16 protein-coding genes are annotated in these 18,468 nt (G+C 71.8%); 4 read left to right on the top strand and 12 right to left on the bottom strand.

The genetic code is table 11. The features are described 5' to 3' along the window. The first annotated feature begins 150 nt into the window (after positions 1 to 150). Positions 151 to 1,149: a hypothetical protein gene (locus tag AB0M80_RS04870; protein ID WP_003085563.1), complete on the top strand. Its 999-nt coding sequence runs from the start codon at positions 151 to 153 to the stop codon at positions 1,147 to 1,149. Positions 1,150 to 1,215: 66 nt separating this feature from the next. On the opposite strand, the gene AB0M80_RS04865 is transcribed toward AB0M80_RS04870, so the two are convergent. From AB0M80_RS04865 to ahcY, 4 genes are all read right to left on the bottom strand, one after another. Then, positions 1,216 to 1,614 (bottom strand): YjdF family protein, encoded by a 399-nt coding sequence (locus AB0M80_RS04865; RefSeq protein WP_364558968.1) that lies wholly within the window; start codon positions 1,612 to 1,614, stop codon positions 1,216 to 1,218. A gap of 176 nt (positions 1,615 to 1,790) precedes the next feature. After that, on the bottom strand, positions 1,791 to 2,234 hold the full coding sequence (locus AB0M80_RS04860) for a type II toxin-antitoxin system VapC family toxin (RefSeq protein ID WP_364558965.1): 444 nt from the start codon (positions 2,232 to 2,234) through the stop codon (positions 1,791 to 1,793). Beyond that, a complete protein-coding gene (locus AB0M80_RS04855; RefSeq protein WP_364558962.1) occupies positions 2,228 to 2,515 on the bottom strand; it encodes a toxin-antitoxin system HicB family antitoxin in 288 nt (95 codons plus the stop codon). Before AB0M80_RS04855 ends, AB0M80_RS04860 begins: the two co-directional genes overlap by 7 nt. A gap of 110 nt (positions 2,516 to 2,625) precedes the next feature. Continuing rightward, a complete protein-coding gene (gene ahcY, locus AB0M80_RS04850) occupies positions 2,626 to 4,107 on the bottom strand; it encodes an adenosylhomocysteinase (protein ID WP_364558959.1) in 1,482 nt (493 codons plus the stop codon). Between the two features lie 92 nt (positions 4,108 to 4,199). Here ahcY and AB0M80_RS04845 point away from each other — a divergent pair, with 92 nt between their 5' ends. Beyond that, on the top strand, positions 4,200 to 6,458 hold the full coding sequence (locus AB0M80_RS04845; RefSeq protein ID WP_364558956.1) for a hypothetical protein: 2,259 nt from the start codon (positions 4,200 to 4,202) through the stop codon (positions 6,456 to 6,458). A 54-nt stretch (positions 6,459 to 6,512) separates the two neighbouring features. Here AB0M80_RS04845 and AB0M80_RS04840 read toward each other — a convergent pair whose 3' ends face one another. The 3 genes from AB0M80_RS04840 to AB0M80_RS04830 form a co-directional block, all read right to left on the bottom strand. Beyond that, on the bottom strand, positions 6,513 to 7,214 hold the full coding sequence (locus tag AB0M80_RS04840) for an LPXTG cell wall anchor domain-containing protein (RefSeq protein ID WP_364558953.1): 702 nt from the start codon (positions 7,212 to 7,214) through the stop codon (positions 6,513 to 6,515). Positions 7,215 to 7,484: 270 nt separating this feature from the next. Continuing rightward, positions 7,485 to 9,002: an amino acid permease gene (locus AB0M80_RS04835; RefSeq protein ID WP_364558951.1), complete on the bottom strand. Its 1,518-nt coding sequence runs from the start codon at positions 9,000 to 9,002 to the stop codon at positions 7,485 to 7,487. A 98-nt stretch (positions 9,003 to 9,100) separates the two neighbouring features. Next, positions 9,101 to 10,018, bottom strand: a complete 918-nt coding sequence (locus AB0M80_RS04830; protein ID WP_364558948.1) for a cation diffusion facilitator family transporter — start codon at positions 10,016 to 10,018, stop codon at positions 9,101 to 9,103. Between the two features lie 152 nt (positions 10,019 to 10,170). Here AB0M80_RS04830 and AB0M80_RS04825 point away from each other — a divergent pair, with 152 nt between their 5' ends. Then, positions 10,171 to 13,122, top strand: coding sequence for a BTAD domain-containing putative transcriptional regulator (locus AB0M80_RS04825; RefSeq protein WP_364558945.1), 2,952 nt, complete (start codon positions 10,171 to 10,173; stop codon positions 13,120 to 13,122). Positions 13,123 to 13,454: 332 nt separating this feature from the next. On the opposite strand, the gene manA is transcribed toward AB0M80_RS04825, so the two are convergent. From manA to AB0M80_RS04800, 5 genes are all read right to left on the bottom strand, one after another. Continuing rightward, complete coding sequence (gene manA / locus AB0M80_RS04820; protein WP_364560332.1) at positions 13,455 to 14,684, bottom strand: mannose-6-phosphate isomerase, class I; 1,230 nt, start codon at positions 14,682 to 14,684, stop codon at positions 13,455 to 13,457. A gap of 54 nt (positions 14,685 to 14,738) precedes the next feature. Then, positions 14,739 to 15,833, bottom strand: coding sequence for a hypothetical protein (locus tag AB0M80_RS04815; RefSeq protein ID WP_364558943.1), 1,095 nt, complete (start codon positions 15,831 to 15,833; stop codon positions 14,739 to 14,741). Then, complete coding sequence (locus tag AB0M80_RS04810; protein WP_364558940.1) at positions 15,817 to 16,038, bottom strand: Trm112 family protein; 222 nt, start codon at positions 16,036 to 16,038, stop codon at positions 15,817 to 15,819. The genes AB0M80_RS04815 and AB0M80_RS04810 overlap by 17 nt, the downstream gene beginning before the upstream one ends. An 87-nt stretch (positions 16,039 to 16,125) precedes the next feature. Next, positions 16,126 to 17,481, bottom strand: a complete 1,356-nt coding sequence (locus AB0M80_RS04805) for a phosphomannomutase/phosphoglucomutase (RefSeq protein ID WP_364558938.1) — start codon at positions 17,479 to 17,481, stop codon at positions 16,126 to 16,128. Positions 17,482 to 17,561: 80 nt separating this feature from the next. Continuing rightward, a complete protein-coding gene (locus tag AB0M80_RS04800; RefSeq protein WP_285986112.1) occupies positions 17,562 to 17,918 on the bottom strand; it encodes a DUF3499 domain-containing protein in 357 nt (118 codons plus the stop codon). Positions 17,919 to 17,999: 81 nt separating this feature from the next. Between AB0M80_RS04800 and AB0M80_RS04795 the strand changes: the two genes are divergently transcribed. Then, positions 18,000 to 18,464, top strand: coding sequence for a metallopeptidase family protein (locus AB0M80_RS04795; RefSeq protein WP_364558935.1), 465 nt, complete (start codon positions 18,000 to 18,002; stop codon positions 18,462 to 18,464). The last annotated feature ends 4 nt before the right edge of the window (positions 18,465 to 18,468 follow it).

Below are 18,468 nucleotides of genomic sequence, written 5' to 3'. Positions count from 1 at the left end.
GTTCCGGGGCACAGCCGGAACGCGGAACACTCACCACAACGAGGCCAACCTCCCTGAACGGGGGTCGGCACGGCCAACCTACGCTGCTACCGTGAACGTTCCGCGGTGTTCACGCCCAGCGCACACACTGGTCGGGTGAAGGGACGAGCGGTGGCACAAGACGGGAACCTCCCACTGATCATCGATGGCGCCCGCACGACCCGGGCATCGGTCGCCGAACTGCCGAAAGAGCTGACCGAGGCGCTCCGGACGGGTGAGTTCCACCACGCCCTGCGGCTGGCGATCGCCTACCGCGGGCTGTCGCTGGCCCGGCTGCGCGCCCACCTCGCGCTGCGCGGGGTCCAAATCGGACAGTCGACGCTGAGTTACTGGCAACGCGGGCTGCGTCAACCCGAGGTGCCGAAGGCGCTGCCGGCGGTCCGGGCCCTGGAATCGGTCCTCCAGCTGCCCGCGGACGCCCTGGTGGTGCTGATCGGCCCGCGGCTGGTCCGGCGCGGCCACCAGCCGGCGGCGTCGTTCCACGACCTGCGCTCCGGCGACATGGGGTCGATCGTGGAGGACCTGCTGGCCGAGCTGGGTGCGTACCCCTCGTCGAACCACTACAACGCCGACCTCGAGCTGCTGTCGGTCCACGACACGATCACGTTCGACGCCGAACACCGCCAGGTCAGCCTGCGCACGCGGCTGGTGACGCGCGCCCGGCGGCACGGCCCGGACCGGTACTTGACGGTGTACAACGGCGACCCGGGCTGCCGCATCGACGACGTGGAGCTGATCACCGACGAGGGCTGCCGGGTGGGGCGGATGCGCCGCAACCCGGACGCGGACACGATGGCGACCGAGCTGCTGTTCGACCGCAAGCTCGCCGAGGGCGACATCCACGTGTTCTGCTTCGAGGTCCGCGACGATTCCGGGTCGGCGTCGCCGGGTTACTACCGGATGCTGCGGGACCGGTGCGCGAGTTACCTGGTCCAGCTCCGTTTCGACCGCAACGCCCTGCCGGCCCGCTGCACCCGCCAGGTCCGAGCCCGCGACGACGCCCTGCCGGTGGTGGCGGAGGAACTGGCGTGCGACATGGGCGGCGTGAGCAGCGCGTTCTTCAGCGACGCCGGGCCCGGGCTGGCCGGGGTCGCCGTCGAGTGGAACTAGCCCCGCGATGCCCCGCCAGACACGCGTGATTGGCGGGGCATCTCGGGTGATCAAGCGGGTGTCTCGCTAGTGGCCGCGGTGTTTGGCGCGGGATTTCGCCCGGGCCAGGGCTCGGCGGCGGGTGGCCTCCGCCGCCGCGCGGCGTTTGCGGGCCGCCTTGTTCTCTGCCGCGCGCTCGGTGGCCGCGTCTCGCAGCGCGCGCTGTGCCGCCGTGCCGATGCCCACCTCGTCGTGAGTCTTCTTCGCGAGCCGCTTGGGGTGTTCCGACTGCGGAACCGGCGGGGCTTTGCGAGCGTCGTCGGCCAGCCGGACGAAGTCGCGGCCGGCCGCGAAGGCCGCCAGCTCGGCGTTGTTGGGCTCGCTGCCGAAGATGTGGCGCGCGGCCCGGACCAGGCCGTCTTCGTGGATTTCGTAGACGCCGACCCAGAACCGGCCGTCGTGGTACAGCGTGAACACTCCATGCATCGGGAAACCTCCAGGCGTGACGGATCAGCCTGGCGTCACCGGTTTCCCGCCAATGTGACAGGACAACGGGCCTGGAGGGCCGCCCGGACTACCTACCGGGCCGTGAGGTTCGTGAAGCCAAGAACGACCTCGAGACTACGCGGGGGAGACCGCCGATGCCCCCATCGGATCGACCATCACAGCACCTTGAATCCGTTGGCCTTCGCGGCTTCGGCCTGACGCTCGTCGCGGGTGACGAAGGTGACCGGTTCACCTCCGGTCAGCTCGGCCGTGTCGTGCATCGCGACGGCGATGTGGATCGCGTCGAGGGTGCGCACCGGATAGTTGTCGGTGACCAGCCGCCGAGCGGCCGGGAAGATCCGTGACGGCTCCAGCGGGATCACGCCCAGCACCGTCCGGGTGTCCTCGTCGAACTGCGCCAGGAACTCACGGGCATCCGGAATCCGCCCGTCCCGCTTGGCGGCGGTCATCGCGCTGGCGAACTCCAGCCGGGTCAGCTCGCTGGTGAGCACGAGGTGCCCGCTGTCGATCAGCAGTTCCCGCAGCTCGGCGTGGTCCGCCTCGTCGCTGAGGTAGGCCCCGACCACAGCGCTCGTGTCGGCGTAGAAGACAGTCACCATTCACCCCGGGTCCAGTCGAGTGCCTCACTGACGGCCGTGCCCCAGCCCCGCGAGCGTTCTTCCAGCTTGTCGTGCCCGGGCGCTTCCCCTTCCGGCTCGAAGTCGATCAGTTTGCCTTCCGCCACCAGGCGGTTCCGCCTCTCGAGCGGGGTTTCGGTCTTCGCCACTACGCCCCTCAACGCTTCCGTGACCAGGTCGTTCATGCTGCGCCCCTCGGCTTCGGCTCTCGCCTTCAGCCGGGCGTGCAGCTCATCGTCGATCCGGGTGATCAACTGTTTCACCCCACCATGATATCACTTCACCCATTCGAGCTATCACTGTCGCCAACGCAATACAAAAGGCCGCCCCGAACACGTTCGGGGCGGCCTTGACCTGCTAAAACGCAGAGAACTCAGTATCGGTAGTGGTCCGCCTTGAACGGCCCTTCGACGTCGACGTCGATGTACTCGGCCTGGTCCTTGGTGAGCTTCGTCAGCTCGCCACCCAGTGCGTCGAGGTGGATCTTCGCGACCTTCTCGTCGAGCTTCTTCGGCAGCCGGAAGACCTCGTTGTCGTACTCCTCGTGCTTGGTGAACAGCTCGACCTGCGCGATCACCTGGTTGGAGAAGCTGTTCGACATCACGAAGGACGGGTGCCCGGTCGCGTTGCCCAGGTTCAGCAGCCGGCCCTCCGACAGCACGATGATCGTGTTGCCGTTCGGGAAGATCCACTCGTCGACCTGCGGCTTGATGTTGATCCGCCGGATGCCCGGGTACCGCGCCAGGCCGGCCATGTCCAGCTCGTTGTCGAAGTGGCCGATGTTGCCCAGGATCGCCTGGTGCTTCATCTTCGCCATGTGCTCCACCAGCACGACGTCCTTGTTGCCGGTGGTGGTGATGATGATGTCGGCCTCGGGCAGCACGCTCTCGAGCTTGCGGACCGCGTAGCCGTCCATCACCGCCTGCAGCGCGCAGATCGGGTCGATCTCGGTGACGATGACGCGCGCGCCCTGGCCGCGCAGCGACTCCGCCGCGCCCTTGCCGACGTCGCCGTAGCCGCAGACGACCGCGACCTTGCCGCCGATCAGCACGTCGGTGCCGCGGTTGATGCCGTCGATCAGCGAGTGGCGGATGCCGTAGCGGTTGTCGAACTTCGACTTCGTCACCGCGTCGTTGACGTTGATCGCCGGGAACAGCAGCTCACCGGCCGCCGCCAGCTGGTAGAGCCGCAGGACGCCGGTGGTGGTCTCCTCGGTCACCCCGCGGATGCCTTCGCCGATCTTCGTCCACTTGCCGGTGTCGGCCGCGACCGAGGTGCGCAGCAGCTCGAGGAACACGCGGAACTCGTCCGAGGTGTTCTCGTCCGGGCTCGGCACCACGCCGGACTTCTCGTACTCGGTGCCCTTGTGCACCAGCATGGTGGCGTCACCGCCGTCGTCGAGGATCATGTTGGGCCCGAGATCACCGCTGTCGTCCCAGGTGAGCATCCGCTCGGTGCACCACCAGTACTCCTCGAGCGACTCGCCCTTCCAGGCGAAGACCGGCACACCCTGGGGTGCTTCCGTCGTGCCGTGCGGGCCGACGACGACCGCGGCGGCCGCGTGGTCCTGCGTCGAGAAGATGTTGCAGGACGCCCAGCGCACCTCCGCGCCCAGCGCCACCAGGGTCTCGATCAGCACGGCGGTCTGCACCGTCATGTGCAGCGAGCCGGAGACGCGCGCCCCGCGCAGCGGGTAGACCTCCGCGTATTCGCGGCGCAGCGCCATCAGTCCGGGCATCTCGTGCTCGGCGAGGCGGATCTCCTTGCGGCCGAATTCGGCGGCTTCGAGATCGGCGACGGCGAACTCGATGCCGTTGCGGGTCTCGTGCCGCTTGGCAACGCTTTCGGGGGTCATAGTGGCGATTCCTCCAAGACTCGATTACCTCCGAACACTACCGTTGTCCGCTCGACTGTCCCTAGAATGGTTAGGAGGCCCTTACTGTGCCCATGCCCGGCCAGGACACCCGCGTCGTGGAAATCCGCGTCGCGGGGCTCGTGGGCACCAGCGGGGAAACGCTGCTCGACGCGGTTTCGACCGTCGACGTCGCCGGCGACGGGCTGGGCCGGGTGGTCCGCCCGGCGGACCGGCTGCGCCGGCCGGCTCCCGGACCGGTGCTGCCGGCGTTGGGCCGGTCGATCCCGAGGACCCTCGAGGGCTACCTCTGGCACGGCATGACCTCGGGTGGCGCCGCCAAGGCCACCTGGGCGCTGCTGTTCCCGTTCTCCCTGGCCAACGTCGCGTTCTGGATGCTGCCCCCGGTCCCGCCGGACCGCCGCCTCGCGCGGGTCCTCGGCGCCGTGTGCCGCGGGCTGCTGCGCGTCGGCGCCCTGCTGCTGACCATGCTGCTGATGGGCCAGCTCGCGGCGATCGCGCTCGACCTGTTCGCCACGCAGTGCCTCGCGCCCGGGTCGGGCTGCCTGCCCGTGATCCCCGACGTGCTCCGCTCGGTTCCCGCGCGGATCTCCGTCGGCGTGCTGCCGCTGCTGGCCGTGATCTTCGTGCTGCACCGGATCTCCTCGGCGACGTGGGCGGTGCACGCCGACGGCGACCTGACCGGCGGGCCGCTGCGGATGCGCGCCGACCCGGAGACCCCGGCGCTGCGCTGCCTGCACACCGTCGCCGCGCTGGCCTCGGTCGCGCTGCTGCTGCTCGGCGGCCCGTTCCGCGCGCCCGGCGGCAGTTTCGACCTGGCCGTGTGGATCATCACGCTGGGGGTCGTGGTCGCCACCGTCGTCGCCGCCGCGATCGGCGTCGACACCGGCCGGTTCGCCCGGCCCGGCGTGCTCGCCTTCGCGACCCTGCTGGTCGTCGTGGCCGCGGTGCGGCTGCGGCCGGGCACCGGCCCGCTGCCGGGGACCAACGGCGTCGTCGAAGGCCTCGGGGCGGCCCTGGTCGCCGTCACGGTGCTGTTCGCGCTGTTCCTGGCCCCGCCCGCGCTGCTGGCCCGGCCCGGCTGGAAGCACAAGCCGCAGCGGCTGCGGCCGTGGATGGGCGGCTGGGCGGCCGCACCGGTGCTCGCACTGGCCGGCCTGCTCGGCGGCGGGTTCGGCGCCGGTCTCGCCGAAGCCCTCCGCCGCCTTTCCGGTGCCGAGCACCTGCAGGTGCCCGACACGTACTTGCTGGTCACGGTGCTGTGGGGAGCCGGGCTGGCGCTCGCCGCGGTGCTCGGCGTGCTGGGCTTCGCGGTCGCCGTCCCGCTGCGCCGGCTGCGGCGCGGCGTCCCGGAGATCGTCGGGCTGATGGAGCACGACGAGGAGCAGGAGGCCAAGGCCGCGGCGGCGTGGGCGCGGTCGGCGTGGGAACGGCGGCACCTGCACCACCTGGCGCTGACGGTGGCGTCGGCGATGTCCGCGGGCGGTGCGGCGCTGCTGGTGCTGCGCTTCGGGTTCGGGCTGGTCCCCGGCTGGTTCGGCCCGCTGTCCGCGATCGGCGTGTTCGCGCTCGGCGCGCTGGCCGCGGGCCTGCTGCGGGTGGTCTACACGGCCGCGCGCACCCCCCAGCGCAGCCGGCACCTCGGGGCGCTGGCCGACCTGGTCTGCTTCTGGCCGCGGGCGGCCCACCCGACGGTGCCGCCGTGCTACGCGCTGAAGGTCGTCCCCGAGCTGGCCGCGCGGGCGCGCGAGCACCTCGCCGAACCCGGCACGCGCGTGGTGCTCTCCGGCTACAACCTCGGCAGCCTGCTCACGATCATGGCCGCCGCCCGGCTGGCGGCCGAACTGCCGGAGGCCGACCTCGAACGCGTCGGCGTGCTCACGGCCGGCTCCCCGCTGCAGTGGGGCTACCAGCGCGCCTTCCCGGCGTTGCTGCCGCAGGAAGCGCTGGAACGGCTCTTCGCCGACCTCGACGGCCGCTGGCGGGCCCTGTGCCGCGGCACCGACATCTTCGGCGGCGGCGTGACGACCTGGCGGCACTCGGTCGCCGACCGGCGCTTGCACGGCGTCGGGTTCCTCCCGGACGGCGGCTGCGGCCCGGTGTCGGCGACGGCCGACGGCAACGGCGTCCTGATCCTCGGCGGTGACCACTGGCTGCCGGACCCGCTGCGCGGCCCGACCGGGCGGCACCGCTGGGCGCCGGGGGTGCTCAAGCACCAGGACTACGTGGTGGACGCCGAATGGGACCACGCCGTCGCGATGGCCGCCGGCCTCGGCAAGCCGTCCTGGGGCGAGCAGGGATCGCTCTTCGGGGACTTCCCCCCGAAACAGTGAAGGCCCCTCGCGCGCGGAGCGAGGGGCCTTCACGGAACTTCGGCTAGCTCAGCTTCACTCGGAAGCCTTGCGGCGGAACTTCAGCAGCGCGAGCAGACCGCCACCGGCGGCCAGCAACAGGGCGCCGACCCAGATCAGCCAGCTGTTGTCGAACCCGGTGTTGGCCAGGCCGCCGCCGGTGCCCGACTCGTTGCCCGCCGGGACGACGGCCGGAGCCGTGGTGCTGGTCGGCGAGACGGAGGTGTCCGAGGTCGCCGGGGCGCTCGGCTTCGTGCTCGTGGCCGGCGTCGACGTCTTGGTCGGCGGCGTGACCGTCTGAGTCGGCTTCTCGGTCTTCTTGCCGCACAGGAACCACTTGTCGATGTTCGGCTGACGGCCCTTGAAGGTCTTCGTCGCCTTCAGGTCCGTCCAGGGCGCGTTTTCCGCAAGCTTCTTGCCGCCCTTGCCGACCTTGCCCGGGATGTACTCGTTGAAGCCGTCGTCACCGCCGATGATCACGATGCGGGTAACGGTCACGCCGTCGTGCACCTTGGTGATGGTCAGGCTGCTCTTGCCTTCGCCAGTGGCGGCGTCGATGTCGACGTCGCTCTGCTGGAGCTTCTGCCCGTCCGCGCACGGCGCGTGGTTGCGGTCGGGGATCGGGTTGGACCGGCCGTCGTCGCTGTAGCAGGCCAGCGCGGAGCCGGCGGTGCCGATGAGGGCAGCGGTGGTGAGCGCCATGACCGCCACGGCGCCGCGGAAGGAACGTCTGCGCATGAGTTCTCCTGTACCGAACGGGGAGGAACGGCAAATCTGAGGGACGTGTCGCCACCGCACGTGGTTAATCACGCGGCTGTAATTCACCCGTCAGTGGCGCACGAAGGATCGAAAGGTATCGCACGTCACCCGACCGCTTACGGGGGGTCCCCCTTTGCGTACGAATCGCAAGATCCTCTTGATCGCGCCGTAACCTCCCGTTTCGGGAACCGGCCGCAAAAAGCCCCACCGACCTGGGCGTCCAGGCCGATGGGGCTTTTCTCGCGCAAGTCAGGCTTCGGGGGCCTTCACGGGTTCTTCGGCCTGCCGCCTGCCGAGCAGCGAATGCCGGCGGCTGTACCCGAAGTACAGCACCACGCCCACCACCATCCAGGCGAAGAACCGCAGCCAGGTCAGCACGGTCAGGTTCAGCATCAGCCACAGGCAGGCCAGGATGGCCAGGATCGGGATCAGCGGCACCAGCGGCACCTTGAACGCGCGAGGCAGGTCGGGCCGCGTCCGCCGCAGGATCAGCACGCCCGCCGACACCAGCACGAAGGCGAACAGCGTGCCGACGTTGACCATCTCCTCGAGCTTGTCCGCCGGGAAGAAGCCGGCCGCGAGCGCGACCAGGCCGCCGACGATCAGCGTCGCGCGCTTCGGCGTGCCGTTCTCGCCGGTCTTGGCCAGCCCGCGCGGCATCAAGCCGTCGCGCGACATCGCGTAGATGATCCGGACCTGGCCCAGCATCAGCACCATGACCACGGTGGTCAGGCCGGCCAGCGCGCCGAAGGAGATGATGTTGGCCGCCCAGTCGACGCCGTTCGCGGAGAACGCCGTGGCGAGGGTCTTGTGGCTGCCGTCGCCCGCCTTGGTGGCCAGGTCCTTGTACGACGTCATGCCGACGACCACCAGCGACACCGCGACGTACAGCACGGTGACGATCGCCAGCGAGCCCATGATCCCGCGCGGCACGGCCTTCTGCGGGTTCTTGGTCTCCTCCGCGGTGGTCGCGACGATGTCGAAGCCGATGAACGCGAAGAACACCAGCGAGGCGCCGGCCAGCAGCCCGAAGACGCCGAACGAGCTGCTCGCACCCCCCGCGATCAGGGAGAACAGCGACTGGTCGACGCCGGTCTGGCCGGCCCCGCCCGTCTCGCCCGGCGGGATGTACGGCGTGTAGTTGGCGCCCTTGATGTAGAAGAAGCCGAGGATGATCACGAACAGCACGACGGCGACCTTGATGCCGGTGATCACCATGGACACCCGCGAGGACAGCTTCGTGCCGACGGCCAGCAGCGTCGTCAGGACCGCCACGACGAGCAGCGCACCCCAGTCGACCGTCACGCTCCCGACGTCGAACGTCGTCTTGGTGCCCTTGCCGAACAGGTAGCCGAGCACCGTCTCCAGGTACACCGACCAGCCCTTGGACACCGCGGCGGCGCCGACGGCGAGCTCGAGGATCAGGTCCCAGCCGATGATCCACGCCATGAACTCGCCGAAGGTGGCGTAGGAGAACGTGTACGCGCTGCCCGCGACCGGCACGGTCGAGGCGAACTCCGCGTAGCACAGCGCCGCCAGCGCACAGGCGATCGCCGCGAACACGAAGGCCAGCGAGACCGACGGGCCTGCGTAGTCACCGGCGGTGCGCGCGGTCAGCGTGAAGATGCCGGCACCGATGACGACGGCGACGCCGAAGACCGTGAGGTCCCACGCACTGAGGTTCCGCCGGAGCTTGGTATCCGGCTCATCGGTGTCCGCAATGGACTGTTCGATCGATTTAGTGCGCCACAATCCCGTTCCGGGCACCGTTGACCTCCTGCGGCCGGCCTGCGTGTATCGCGGTAAGTCACCCTATCGGGTCAGGTCCGTGACGGCTCGCCGAACGACCCGAAGTGGATCATGGACTACTTCGCGAGGCTGCGGTCCAGGTCCGGCTCGAGGTAGATGAGCTTCGCGACCGGCACCTTGGCGCGGACGCGGGCCTCGGCGTCGTCGATGGCCATGGCCAGTTCGGCGGTGTCGAGCCCCGGCACCATCGCCAGCTTCGCCGCGACCAGCAGCTCGTCCGGGCCCAGGTACTGGGTGCGGATGTGGATGACGCGCTCGACCTTGCCCGCGGCGAGCTCGTCGACGATCGTCGCGAGGACGCCCTCGTTGGCCCCTTCGCCGATGAGCAGGCTCTTCATCTCGATGATGAGGATGATCGCGATGACGCCGAGCAGGACGCCGATCGCGAGGGTGCCGATGCCGTCCCAGACGGGGTCGTCGGTGGCGATCGACAGCCCGACGCCGAGCAGCGCGAAGACGAGGCCGAGCAGCGCGCCGGCGTCCTCGAGCAGCACGACGGGGAGCTCGGGCTCCTTGGCCTGGCGGATGAAGCCCCACCAGCTCGCGTCGCCCTTGATCTTCTTCGACTCGCCGACCGCGGTGTAGAAGCTGTAGCTCTCCAGGCCGACCGCGACCAGCAGGATGATCACGGCGACGATCGGCGATTCGAGCGGCTCCGGGTGGCCGATCTTGTGGATGCCTTCGTAGAACGCGAAGGCGGAGCCGAGGGTGAAGAGCATCAGCGCGACGATGAAGGAGTAGAAGTACCGGTCACGGCCGTAGCCGAAGGGGTGCTCCTTGTCCGCCGCCCGCTTCGACGTCTTCTGGCCGAGCAGCAGCAGACCCTGGTTCGTGGTGTCGGCCAGCGAGTGCACGGACTCGGCCAGCATCGACGACGACCCGGTGACGAGGAAGCCGGCGAACTTCGCCGCCGCGATCCCGGCGTTGGCGCCGAGTGCCGCGATGATCGCCTTGGTTCCGCCTCCAGCTGACACGACCGCTCCCCTGGTAGGTCCTTAATGTCCGGGTGGAGCCTAATGGGAACGCGCGCCCGGGACCGTCTCGACCGGGCTAACCGCGCCCGCCGGTTCTGTCGTACCCCTTCGCTACCGTGGTTTTTCCTGCCGACCACTCCGGAGAAGGTGACATGGCGCACTTCGCCGTGCTCGGTCCGCTCGCCGTCGAAAGCCCGCCGGGCCGGTGGGCGGTCCTGCGCGGTGCGCGGCAGCGCACGCTGCTGGCCGTGCTGCTGCTCAACGCCAACCAGCACGTCCCGGTCGACGTGCTGGTCGAGGCCCTGTGGCCGGACGGGCCGCCCAAGTCCCACACCTCCAACCTGCACACCTACCTTTCCCGGCTGCGCGAGCGCATCGACGGCCTGCGCGTCGAGCACGGCCCGCCCGGCTACCGGCTGCGGGCCGGCCCGGACGAGCTGGACCTGCTCGTGTTCCGGTCCGCAGCCGCCGAGGGGCAGGCCGCCGCGCGGGCCGGGGACGCCGTGGCCGCGTCGCGGCACTACCGGCGGGCCCTCGCGCAGTGGCGGGGGCCGGTGCTGGCCGGGCTGCACGTGCCGAGGCTCGCCGCCGAGGTCGCCCGGCTGGAGTCCGAACGGCTCGCGGTGTTCGAGGACTGCGTCGACGCCGAGCTCACCGCCGGGCGGCACGGGGAGCTGACCGGCGAGCTGCAGGCCATGATCGCCGAGCAACCGCTGCGCGAACGGCCGGCCGCGCAGCTGATGATCGCGCTGCACCGGGCCGGGCAGCAGGGCAAAGCGCTGGAGGTCTACCGGCGGCTGCGGACCACGCTGGTCGAGGAACTCGGCGTCGAGCCCGGCGCGGAGGCCCGCCGGGTGCACGCGGCCGTCCTGCGCGGCGAAGACCCCGTGCCGCAGTTGCCGCCGCCGGTGTGGCCGGTGTGCCAGCTCCCGCCGGACATCGGGGACTTCACCGGCCGCGACGCCGAACTCGCGGAACTGACCGGCGTGCTCGGCGCCGGTACCGGCGTTCCGGTCGCGGTGCTCAGCGGCGAGCCGGGTGCGGGCAAGAGCACCCTCGCCGTGCGCGCCGCGCACCGGCTGCGCGCGCGGTTCCCGGACGGCCAGCTGTACGTGCCGCTGGCGGGTCGCGACATCGGGGCGGTGCTGGCCGACCTGCTGCGGGCGCTGGGCGTCCCCGGCCCGGCCGTGCCGGACGACGTGCGGGCCCGCGCGGCGGTGTTCCGCGGCCGGCTCACCGACCGGCGGGTGCTGGTGGTGCTCGACGACGCCGTCGACCCCGAGCACGTCCGGACCCTGTTGCCGGGCACGCCGGGCTGCGCGGTGCTCGTGACGAGCCGTCGCCGGCTGAGCGGCCTCGCCGGCGCGCACCGGCTGGCCCTCGGCCCCCTGTCCGGCGCCGACGCCGCCGAGCTGCTGAACCGGCTCGCCGGGGCGCGGGTGGCCCGGGAGCGCGCCGACGCCGAGCGGATCATCACCGCGTGCGCGCGGCTGCCGCTGGCCCTGCGGATCGCGGGCAGCAGGCTGGCCATCCGCCCGCACCTGCGGCTCGGCGAGCTCGCCGACCGGCTCGAGGACGAGGTCCGCCGCCTCGACGAGCTGACCGTCAGCGACCTGGCCGTCCGGAGCAGTATCGCGCTGAGCTACGAAGGCCTGCGGCCGCCCGCGCGGCGCGCGTTCCGGCTGCTCGGCCGGTGCCGCCTCGCCGACCTGCCGGCCTGGGCGGTCACGACGCTGGTCGACGACCCGGACGCCGACGAGGCGGTCGAAGAGCTCGTCGAGGCGAGCCTGCTGGAGGCCCGCGGAGCGGATGCGACCGGCGAAGGCCGGTACCGGATGCACGACCTCGTCCGGCTGTACGCCGCGGAGCTCGGCGACCCGGCGCCCACCGAGGGCCTCCGGACGGTGCTGGCGGCGACGCTCGCGCTCGCCGACGCGGCGGCGGCCCGGCTGCCGCGCACGGTGCCGATGCCGTCCCCGGCCCACGAGCCGCCCGCACAGCCGCTGCCGCGCGAGCTGGTGGAGCGGCTGATCGCGCGTCCGGACGACTGGTTTTCCGCCGAGCGCACGAACCTCCTGCTGCTCATCGGCGCGCTCGGCGCGCGGGACGCGCTGCTGCTGCTCGACCGGCTCGGCGTCTACCTGTACCTGCACGGGCAGTACGCCGACATGCGCGCGGCGTACGAGACGGTGCTGGTGGCCGCGGCCGAAGACCCGCCGCTGGCAGCCGTCGCCGAGGCCACCCTGACGCTGCTGCGCCACGCCCGCGGGCAGTACGAAGAGGCCGCCGACCGCTACCGCACGTGCGCCAAGGAACTGGAAGCCCACGGCGACCGCCGCGCCCACGCGTGGGTTTCGGCGAACCTGGCGCACTGCCTGATCGGGCTCGGCCGCGCCGAAGAGGCCCTGCAGACGGCGGCCCACGCGCGCGAACTGTTCACCGTGGACGGTTCGGCCGCGGAGCTCGGGTGGGTACGGGCGGCGGAGTCGGCCGCCCTGCTGCGGCTGGGCCGGATCGCCGCCGCCCGGGAGGTCGACCGGGCCGCGCTGGCGGCCGCCCGTGAAACCGGCGACGGCCGCGTGATCGGCGAGGCCCTGCACGGGTTCGCGTGGTCGTCGCTGCTGACCGGCGACGATCCCGGCGCGGCGGCGGCGATCGCGGAGTCGGTGGACCTGCTGCGCGGCACGAAGGTGCGGTCGGCGCTGGCGAAGTCGTTGCGCACGCTGGGCGCGATCTCGGCGGCGACGGGGGCCCGTGACGCCGCGACGGCGGCGTTCGGCGAAGCCCGCGAGCTGGCGCGGGAGCTGGACGAGCGGCCGCGCGAGCTGTCGTGCACCCGGGCACTGGCGGCGAGCTGGATCGGCGAAGGCCGGGCGGCCCAGGCGATCCCCGTGCTCCGCGCGTGCCTCGACGAGTTCCGCGAAATGGGCGGCCGACCGGCGACCGGGCTGACGTGGCTGGTGCTCCGCCGGGCGTACGAAGCAACGGGAGACGAGGGATCAGCCGCGGAAGCGGCGGCCGAAGCCGCCGCCCTGGTCGATCCGCGTGACGCCAGCGCGGCTGCCCTCCGGCGGGCTTTGCTCGCCCTGACCGAACCGGCCTGACGCACCGGCATCCCCGGCGAGACGGGGGTGGTGCTGTCCCCTCACCGCACCTCGCCCCTCCGGCGAGGGTGGCCACCGAGGTGGTGCCGCCCCCTCGCGGCACCACCCCAAGCCCGGACGCCGGGCGAACCCGACCGGCGCCACCCCCCGCGGACCGGTGGCGCGCACCAGCGCACCAGGGTCCCCCCTTGGTGTCGATCGTGGCGGACGCCGCCACACGGAACGCACACAGAAACTCCGGACGACACGCGTACCTGGACGGAGGACACGCGTACACCGACAGACGACACGCGTACCTGGACGGACGACACGCGTGCCGGGCCTCCGGGGCGTCAGTCCTCGCAGGTGCCGGCCGTGGCCCGGAAGAGCTGGGACCGGTTGCCGCCCACGGGGCGGATCTTCACCGGGGGGTCGGCCGCCGGCAGCCACACCGACTGGCCGCGGCGCAGCTCGACCTTCTCGCCGTCGTCCGCCGTCACCAGCAGGTCGCCCGCCGTGCACAGGAGGATCTGCGGGCCGACGCTGTCGACCGAGATCTCGTCGTCCTCACCGGCCGCCCACTCGACGCGCGACAGCTCGAACTCCGGCGCGTCCGTGCGGTACACCGCCATCCGGCTGCCCACGTCACCGCACTGCACCGGCATCTCGCCGCACGCGAAGTCGACCACCCGCAGCAGCTCCGCGACGTCCACGTGCTTCGGCGTCAGACCGCACCGCAGGATGTTGTCCGAGTTGGCCAGGATCTCCACGGCCGTGCCGTGCAGGTACAGGTGCAGGTTGCCGGCCGGCAGGTAGATCGCCTCGCCCGCGCGCAGCGTCAGGCGGTTCAGCAGCAACGCCGCCAGCACGCCCGCGTCCCGCGGGTGCGCTTCGCCCAGCTCCAGGATCGTCCGGCACTCCACCGCGAACTCGCCGTGCTCCTGGACGTGCCGGATGCACGCGTCCAGCACTTCCGGCAGCAGGGAATCGAGTGACGACTGCGGCAGCGTGATCCACGTCGTGAACAGCGCCCGCAGCCCGGACGGGTCCGGCTGCGCCTCCAGGAGGCCGGTGTACTTCGCCAGCCCGGGCGTCTCGATGGCCTTCAGCAGCTTCATCGTGCGGTCCGGGGCGCGGAACCCGGCGAGCGCGTGGAACTCCGTCAGCGCGCACACCAGCTCCGGTTTGGCCGTCGGATCCGGGTAGTTGCGGTTCGGCGCGTCCCGCGGGATGCGCAGGCGCTCCTCGCGGGCGTGGCCCTCCGCGGCCTGCGCCGCCGACGGGTGGGCCTGCATCGACAGCGGCTCCTCGGCCGCGAGGATCTTCAACAGGAACGGGAGCCGCCCGCCCCACCGCTTCGCGCAGCGCTCGCCGAGCTGGGTCACCGGGTCGGCGTCCACGAGCTCCAGCAGGCTCCGCTCGGTCCCGTCGGGGCCGATGACGTGCGACGGGTCACCCGGGTGGGCACCCATCCACAACTCGGCCTCGGGGTGCGGCGCGGGTACCGGACGGCCCAGCAGCTCGGGGATCGCCGTCCGCGATCCCCAGGCGTAGGGCCGCACCGCGTTGCGCAGCAGCTCCACTGTCACCTCAACTCCACTCCTTGGGCACCGGCCGCGGCCGGTGCCAGGCGGGTCTCACGCCGTCGCGGGCGCGAAGCGGCCCGCGCCGCCGATGCTGCCCGCCGCCAGCCCGAGATAGACCGCCGCCAGTTCGAACCGCAGTGCCAGCACCGCGGCCCGCACGATTTCGTCGGCCTCGATCTCCTCGGCCGGCGCGATGACGTCCGCACCGGGCAGCAGATCCTCGGCCTGGAAGCGCGCCGCGTCCGTGGCCGGACCGGTGCGCACCGAGAGCAGCAGCAGCCGGGTGGGGATGTCACCAGAGGAATCGTCCGGATCGGCGAAGATGTCACGCTCCGCGCCACCCGATAGCGCCGCCCGCCGCAATGCGGGGCGCGCCAGGGCCTGACGATAGTCCTCGACGTCGCACACCGTGGCCGCGTGGGCCGCGAAAGCGTGCGCAGCGTGTTCGCCGACGGCGACCGCGACCGGGTCCAGCCCCCACAGCAGCGGCACGCGGTCGGCGACCCGCAGGGCGAGCGCCTTGGCCGGGTTCTCGAACGAATCCCGGGCCAGGTAGTCCTTCCCGGCTTCGAGGTCCAGCTGGTCGGCGAGCGCCTGGACGTCGGACATCAGCAGACCCAGCGCGTTCGCGGTGAGCAGCCCGGCGGCCAGGCCGCGCGGGAAGGCCAGCTCCGCCGGTACCGGGATGCGCGGCGCCAGCAGCAGGCCCTTGCCCGCCACGGCGGCCGCCACCGGACCTTCCGACGGCGCCGAAAGCACCACCGAAGCGCCGTAGCGGGCCGCGCGGTCCAGCGACGCGGCGAGTTCGCGGTCATCGGGGTCGTCGGTGTGCGCGAACACGACGTCGAGCGCACCGATCCAGCTCGGCACCACCTCGGCGACGACCACGGGCACCGGGCACGACGGGGCCAGCAGAGCGGCCAGCAGCCGCGTGAGCGTGCGGCTCACCCCCGGCCGGTCGATCAGCACGACGGCGCGCGGGCGGCCCATGTCGAGCCGATCGGACAGCTCGAGCTCCGCGGCCAGCTCGGCGGCCGCCCGCACCTGGGCGCCGGCCATCGCGGCGGCCCGGAGCAGCCCCGAGCTGTCGGCCTCGGCCAGCCGCGCGGGGTCGTCGAGCAGCGTGTCGTCAAGCACTGTCGGCATCGGAATTTCTGTGGTCCCCCGGCGCGGTCGCCTCGTCGAGGAGCAGCACCGGGATGCCGTCACGGACCGGGTACACCCGGCCGCACTCCGTGCAGGTCAGCGCGTCGGCCTCGGGATCTTCCGGCGCCCCGGGACGCAACGGGGCGTGATCCGGCGACGGGCACGCCAGGATCTCGAGGAGCTGGGCGTCGAGCGTGATGGCCATGGTTCCTCCATACCACGCGAGAAGGTGTGATGAAGGGCACCTGCAGGACACAGTTCGGCCCTGCGGCCCGCCTTCATCGTGGACGGGTCAGCTGCGGATGATCGCGAGTACTTCGTCCACCAGCCCTTGCACGGCCTCGGCGTTCGCGGCCTCGACGTTCAGCCGGAGCAGCGGTTCGGTGTTCGAGGGGCGCAGGTTGAACCAGGCACCACCCGGCAGTTGCACGGTCAGGCCGTCCAGCTCGTCGAGCTCGACGCCGGGGCGGGTGCCGAAGCTGTCCTTGACGGCCATCATCTTCGCGACCTGGTCGTCGACCGTGGAGTTGATCTCCCCCGAGGCCGCGTAGCGCGAGTAGGCGCTGGTCAGGTCGGACAGCGGGCCGTCCTGCTCGCCCAGCGCGGCGAGCACGTGCAGCGCCGCCAGCATGCCGGTGTCGGCGCGCCAGAAGTCGCGGAAGTAGTAGTGCGCGGAATGCTCGCCGCCGAAGATGGCGCCGGTGCGGGCCATCTCGGCCTTGATGAACGAGTGCCCGACGCGGGTGCGGACCGGCTTGCCGCCGTGCTCGGCGACGATCTCCGGCACGCCCTTGGACGTGATCAGGTTGTGGATGACGGTGCCACCCGGGTCCTTCGCCAGCTCGCGCACAGCCACCAGCGCGGTGATCGCGCTCGGCGAAACCGGCTCGCCGCGCTCGTCGACGATGAAGCAGCGGTCGGCGTCGCCGTCGAAGGCGATGCCGGCGTCCGCGCCGACCTCGCGCACCTTCGCCTGCAGGTCGACGATGTTCGCCGGGTCGAGCGGGTTGGCCTCGTGGTTCGGGAAGGTGCCGTCGAGCTCGAAGTACATCGGCACGATGTCGATCGGAAGCCCGTCGAAAACCGTCGGGACGGTGTGGCCGCCCATGCCGTTCCCGGCGTCGACCACGATCTTCAGGGGCCGGCTGCCGGACAGGTCGACGAGGTTGCGCAGGTAAGCGGCGTAGTCGGCGAGGACGTCCCGCTCGCTCACCGTGCCGCGCTGGCCCTCGAACTCCGGCACGCCCTGCTCGACGGTGTCGCGGATCTCGGCCAGCCCGGTGTCCTGGCCGACCGGCGACGCGCCCGCGCGGCACAGCTTGATGCCGTTGTACTTGGCCGGGTTGTGGCTCGCGGTGAACATCGCGCCCGGCAGGTTCAGCGAACCCGAGGCGAAGTACAGCTGGTCGGTGCTGGCCAGCCCGATGCTCACGACGTCCAGGCCCTGAGAGGTGACGCCCTCGGCGAAGGCGGCCGCCAGCCCCGGCGAGGAGTCCCGCATGTCGTGGCCGATCACCACCGACGGCGCCTCCGGCTTGATGAGCAGGGCGAACGCGGCGCCGAAGCCGCGGACGAGGTCCGCGTCGAGCTGCTCGCCGACCACGCCGCGAATGTCGTAGGCCTTCACGATGCCCGAAAGGTCTGGCACGCCGTCTCCCCGCGAATAGTCGTCCCGGCGCCCGCTGCGCCGCGCGGAAAGCCTACCGGCGAGGTGAGTGGGTTACGCGTTCAGGCGCGACCGGGCAGGACCCGCAGGTGGCCGCGGCGCCCGGACGGGCCCTCCGGCTCCGGGGCGGGCGGCGCGGGCTTGCCGGGGCGGCCGGCCTCGCGCACGGCTTCGGCCAGCGCCGTCAGCTCGTCGGCCGACGGGTCCGGGGCGGCGAACGCGCCTTCGTGGCGGACGACCTCCCAGCCCTTCGGGACGGTCAGCCGCAGCGCGTGGGCTTCGCAGAGGTCGTACGAATGCGGCTCGGAGGCGGTGGCCAGCGGGCCGACGACGGCGGTGGAGTCACTGTAGGCATACGTCAGCGTGGCCACAGCTGGCTCGAGACAGCCAGTACGCGAACACTTCCGTACGCTCCGCACGATCCGAAACGATAGCGCGTCGCCGCAAGCTCTCCAGGAGCGACACGCGCTGGGACGCGCCGACCGCATAGACTTCCGGACGTGGCGACGGCTCGTGATTACCGACAGCGGCGGCGCTCGCGACGGGACCGGCACGGCCGGGGCCTGCGCGGGGCGCTGTATCCGGCGACCCTGCCCGCCGCCGCGAGCCGTGCGGAACGCTTCGACGCGCTGGTGCTGGACGCACTGGAGCCGATCGAAGCCCGCTGGCGTCACGAGCTGACGAAGCTCGACGTGGCGGTCGACGACGTGCCGGAGGTCCGTGAGAACGGCCACGCCCCGGCGGACGGCGTCCTCCACGACGGCGCGGTCCCGCTGTCGCGGCTGGTCCCGGCGGGCGTCGACCGCACCGGCCTGCCGACGCGGGCGCGGATCGTGCTGTACCGGCGGCCGCTCGAGGCACGGGCGAAGGACCCCTCGGAGCTGGCCGAGCTGGTCCACGACGTGCTGGTGGAGCAGGTGGCCGGGTACCTCGGCGTGGAACCGGACGTCATCGAAGGCGAGTAGCCCC

Source organism: Amycolatopsis sp. NPDC051045 (genome assembly GCF_040682955.1).
GTDB lineage: Bacteria > Actinomycetota > Actinomycetes > Mycobacteriales > Pseudonocardiaceae > Amycolatopsis.
The sequence above is the reverse complement of the archived record's forward strand: the minus strand, read 5'-3'. Positions and strand labels throughout refer to the sequence as shown.

Coding starts and splice junctions, on each gene's coding strand:
- AB0M80_RS04860 (WP_364558965.1), bottom strand. CDS start 2,234: ATGGTGACTGTCTTCTACGCCGACACGAGCGCTGTGGTCGGGGCCTAC.
- AB0M80_RS04815 (WP_364558943.1), bottom strand. CDS start 15,833: ATGCCGACAGTGCTTGACGACACGCTGCTCGACGACCCCGCGCGGCTG.
- AB0M80_RS04840 (WP_364558953.1), bottom strand. CDS start 7,214: ATGCGCAGACGTTCCTTCCGCGGCGCCGTGGCGGTCATGGCGCTCACC.
- AB0M80_RS04825 (WP_364558945.1), top strand. CDS start 10,171: ATGGCGCACTTCGCCGTGCTCGGTCCGCTCGCCGTCGAAAGCCCGCCG.
- AB0M80_RS04845 (WP_364558956.1), top strand. CDS start 4,200: ATGCCCGGCCAGGACACCCGCGTCGTGGAAATCCGCGTCGCGGGGCTC.
- ahcY (WP_364558959.1), bottom strand. CDS start 4,107: ATGACCCCCGAAAGCGTTGCCAAGCGGCACGAGACCCGCAACGGCATC.
- AB0M80_RS04865 (WP_364558968.1), bottom strand. CDS start 1,614: ATGCATGGAGTGTTCACGCTGTACCACGACGGCCGGTTCTGGGTCGGC.
- AB0M80_RS04810 (WP_364558940.1), bottom strand. CDS start 16,038: ATGGCCATCACGCTCGACGCCCAGCTCCTCGAGATCCTGGCGTGCCCG.